Here is a 4,259-nt window from a genome sequence, read left to right on the forward strand (position 1 = left end):
GCCGCCAACGCGCGGGCGGGGCGGCGGGGGCCGGTGGGGCCCCTTAACCCGCGCCCAGCGGCGCCGGGGGGGCGGGGGGTGGCAGGTGGGGGGGCGGGCCACCACCAGCCTCGAGCGCTCGGTGCGGCTTCGCGACGCGGAACCCCACCGAGCGCTCGTTCGTCAGTGGCCGCCCTGTTCCTTCAGCCGCGCGAAGGCCTCGTCGACCAGGCTTTCCGCCTTGGCCCGGCCGTCCCAGCCGTCGACCTTGACCCACTTGCCCGGCTCCAGGTCCTTGTAGTGCTCGAAGAAGTGCTCGATCGCCTTGCGGTCGAACTCGCCGATATCGGTGACCTCCTGGATGTGGTCCCAGCGCTTGTCACCGGCCGGCACCGCCACGATCTTCTCGTCGCCGCCGGCCTCGTCGCTCATCAGCAGCACGCCGACGGGGCGGGCCTCCACGATCACGCCGGGGAAGACCGACTCCGGCAGCAGCACCAGGCAGTCCAGCGGGTCGCCGTCGGAGCCGAGGCTGTTCTCGATGTAGCCGTAGTCGGCCGGGTAGACCATCGGCGTGTAGAGGTAGCGGTCCAGCCGCACCCGCCCGGTCTCGTGGTCGACCTCGTACTTGTTGCGCTGACCCTTGGGGATCTCGATGGTGACGTCGAACTCCACGTCATCTCCTTAGTCTGGTGCCTGTGTTCGATGGCCCGGCGCGCGCGCCGCGGGCTGCCGACTCGCCAGCTCGTTCGAGGGAACGCCGGCCAGGTGAGGATAGTGTGGTCGACGGGCGCACGGGTGCGGCAGGGGCCCGGCGGAACTCGCGCGAGGACCTCTGTCACGGGTGGATTAGGGAGACTGCGGTCAGGTGGTAGGTAACAACATCGGCGAACCGGGCCGTCGGCGGCGCCGGGGCGTGTGGATCGGTGTGCTCACCGTGCTGGTCGTCGTGGTGGTGGCCGCCGCGACGGTGTCGATCACGCTGCGGCCGTGGACCGCCGAGTTCCGGCACGGCGGCCTGCGCATCGGCGCCCTGCCCGCCCCGGTGACGCCGGTCCCGCAGTTGGCGGCTGCCTCGCCGGCCGCGCCCGCGCCGACCGCGCAGGGCTTGGCCGCGGCGTTGGCGCCGGTGGTCGGGAGCCCCGATCTCGGTGCGTTCACCGCCTCGGTCAGCGACCCGGACACCCGCACCGCGCTCTGGAGCGCCGATCCCGCGAAGCCGGTGATCCCGGCGTCCACGGCGAAGGTGCTGACCGCCGCGGCCGCGCTGCTGGTGGTGCCGCCGGATCACCGCGTGACCACCAAGGTGGTCGGCGGGACCAGCCCGAACGAGCTGGTGCTGGTCGCCGGTGGTGATCCCACGCTGACCGCGCAGGCCGACGGCAAGGGTTACTACAAAGATGGGCCGCGGCTGTCGGACCTGGCGGCGCAGATTCGCGCGGCCGGTCGGACCGCCGACACGATCGTGGTGGACACCTCGGTCTTCACCGGCCCGGCGTGGCCGGCGGGCTGGGATCCGGCCGACATCGCGGGCGGTTCCTGGGCGCCGATCGAACCGGTCATGATCGACGGCGGCCGATTGGACCCGCTGGTCGAATATTCCCCTCGCACACCGACTCCCGCGCTCGACGCCGGTCGTCGGCTGGCGGCGGAACTGGGCCTGGATCCGGCCAAGGTGCGGCTGGGCCGTGCCCCGGCCGGAGCCGCCGAGGTGGCCCGGGTGCAGTCGGCGCCGTTGCGAGATCGCCTGCGCGAGATGATGATTCACTCCGACGACGTCCTGGCCGAGACGATCGGCCGGGAGATCGCGACGGCGACCGGGAACGAGCAGTCCTTCGCCGGAGCCGCCGCCGCGACGATCACCGCCCTGAACGCCGCGGGCTTCGACACCGCCGGGTCGACCCTGCTGGACAACAGCGGCCTGTCCACCGACGACCGGATTCCGGCCCGCCTGCTCGACGGGGTGCTGATGGAGGCGGCGGCGCCGCAGCCCGAATCGGGCGCCGGGACCACCCGGCCGAGCGCGTCGGCCGTCCACTCCGACAGCACCGGGACTACCGGTTCGCCGCTGGCCCCGCTGCTCGATTATCTGCCGGTCGCGGCCGGTACGGGCTCGCTGGCGTACCGGTTCGTCACGCCGCGCGACCACAGCGGCGCGGGGTTCGTCCGGGCGAAAACCGGAACTCTGTCGGTATCGAGCGCGTTGGCAGGGTATGTGCTGGACAGCGATGGCCGCGTGCTGACTTTCGCGCTGATGTCGAACGACCGGCCCCCCGAGGCCAGCCGCCCGGCATTGGACGCCATCGCCGCCACGCTGCGCAACTGTGGATGCTCCTGACGGGTGGTAAACGATGACCGGACCCGGTGATGCGGCCGCGGGCGACCGAGCCGCCGGCGACCAGAACCCCGAACGATCCGAACAGGTGGTGGTCGATATCGAGTCCGGCCGAGTGATTTCCGAGTCGAGGCGTTCCTCGCTGTCCGGCGCGATCGACTGGCGACTGGCCGCGAAGACCGGCTCCGCGCTGGTGCCCGCGGGGCCCCGGACCAGCCGCTATACCGCCGAACAGGTGGTCGACGAACTGGGCCTGGCCGCTATGCGTGCCGAGGCGCCGGTGCGGGAGGTCAGCCTGCTGGCCGACGACCGCCCGGTGCCCGCGGCGCGGGTGGTGGACCGGCCGGGCTGGATCCGGGCGGCCTCCGATTCCATGGCGGAACTGACCGGCGGGTCGGCGGCCGAACCGGGTCGTTTCACCGGCAAGCCCGCGGGTGTGCAGGCGGGCGCGATGCTGGCGTTCCTGTCCACGGCGATTCTCGGTCAATACGATCCGTTCAGCGGCCCCGACGGGACGCTGCTGCTGGTGGCGCCGAACATCGTGGCAGTGGAACGCGCACTCGGCGTGTCGCCCAGCGACTTCCGCTTCTGGGTGTGCCTGCACGAGGTGACGCACCGGGTGCAGTTCTCCTCGGTGCCGTGGCTGGCCGATTACATGAAGCACAACGTCGAGGTGCTCGGCGACGTCGGCGACGAGCCGTTGGACCAGGTGCTGTCGCGGTTGCTGGAAGAGGTGCGGGAACGCCGCCGCGTCCGCGCCGCGAGCGGCGACGGGGCCAAGGACGACGACCCCGCCAACCGCGGCGTGCTGGGTCTGCTGCGCGCTACCCAGGCACCGGAGCAGCGGGACGCGCTGGACCGGCTGCTGATGCTCGGCACTCTGCTCGAGGGCCATGCCGACCACGTGATGGACGCGGTCGGCCCGGCGGTGATCCCGTCGGTCGTGCAGATCCGGCAGGCGTTCGACCAGCGCCGCCGCCGTCCGGCCAACCCGTTGCAGCGGCTGTTGCGCGCCCTGCTGGGCGTGGACGCCAAGGTGGCTCAGTACGTGCGCGGCAAGGCGTTCGTCGACGAGGTGGTCGGCACGGTAGGCATGCAGCGCTTCAACACCGTGTGGACCGACGGCGACACACTGCCCCGCACCGACGAGATCAGCGACCCACAGCGCTGGATCACCAGAGTCCTGGGCTGACCATGCGCCCACCCCCGCCCGGACAACCGGATCCCGCCGCGGTGGTTGGTTCGATGAGCGCCGATCGTGCCGCGGTGGCTGGGTCGGTTGGCGCTGATCCTGCCGCGGTGGCTGGTTCGGTTGGCGTTGATCCTGCCGCGGTGGCTGGTTCGGTCGACGCTGATCGTGCTGCGGTGACTGATTCGGTGAGCGCTGATCGTGCTGCGTTGGCTGGTTCGGGTGGTGTGGGCCGTGGTGGCGAGAGTGGGTCGGGGCGTGCGGGAAGGGTGCGGGCCGGTGCTGCTCGTGGGGGCAGGTTGTTGCCGGAGACTCGGGCTGCGTTGGAGATGCGGCATGCGGTGCGGGAATGGTTGGGGCGGTACGCATCCGGTGAGGGGGTGGCGGTCGCGCTGTCCGGGGGAGCGGATTCGCTGGCCTTGACGGCGGCGGCGGTGGCCGAGGCCGGGGTGGTCGATGCTCTCGTTGTGGATCACGGCTTGCAGCCCGGGTCGGATCGGGTTGCGGCGGAGGCCGCAGACGCGGCGTGCGCGTTGGGGTGCCGTTCCGCTCGGGTGCTAGGCGTGGAGGTGGGGTCGGGGGGGGGGGGGGGGGGGGGGGCGCGGGGGGGCCCGGGCGCCCCGCGCAACCGGATCGAGTTCGCGGGAGCCGGTATCGCGCACGGCACATCTCCAGGTGGTACTCGCTCGGACGTCTGACAGTTCGCTCCACCCTATAGCCCACTCCCAAGATCAGTGCGATCACCAGGGCGACCAG

Annotated in this window: 3 protein-coding genes and 1 pseudogene; 3 read left to right on the forward strand and 1 reads right to left on the reverse strand. The window is 71.9% G+C overall.

Annotation, left to right across the window (positions count from 1 at the left end; all coding sequences use genetic code 11):
- Window positions 1-162 precede the first annotated feature (162 nt).
- Window positions 163-654 carry an inorganic diphosphatase gene (ppa, locus tag QH470_RS15400; RefSeq protein WP_280273041.1) on the reverse strand — a complete coding sequence of 164 codons (492 nt, stop codon included), beginning with the start codon at window positions 652-654 and terminating at the stop codon, window positions 163-165.
- A 208-nt stretch (window positions 655-862) separates the two neighbouring features.
- Between ppa and QH470_RS15405 the strand changes: the two genes are divergently transcribed.
- The 3 genes and pseudogenes from QH470_RS15405 to QH470_RS15415 form a co-directional block, all read left to right on the forward strand.
- Complete coding sequence (locus tag QH470_RS15405; RefSeq protein WP_280273043.1) at window positions 863-2,317, forward strand: D-alanyl-D-alanine carboxypeptidase/D-alanyl-D-alanine-endopeptidase; 1,455 nt, start codon at window positions 863-865, stop codon at window positions 2,315-2,317.
- A 13-nt stretch (window positions 2,318-2,330) separates the two neighbouring features.
- A complete protein-coding gene (locus QH470_RS15410; RefSeq protein WP_280273042.1) occupies window positions 2,331-3,506 on the forward strand; it encodes a zinc-dependent metalloprotease in 1,176 nt (391 codons plus the stop codon).
- A 326-nt stretch (window positions 3,507-3,832) separates the two neighbouring features.
- A pseudogene (locus QH470_RS15415) lies at window positions 3,833-4,108 on the forward strand (tRNA lysidine(34) synthetase TilS); the annotation flags it as partial.
- Window positions 4,109-4,259 lie beyond the last annotated feature (151 nt).

The organism is Nocardia wallacei (assembly GCF_029868745.1).
Classification (GTDB): domain Bacteria; phylum Actinomycetota; class Actinomycetes; order Mycobacteriales; family Mycobacteriaceae; genus Nocardia; species Nocardia wallacei_B.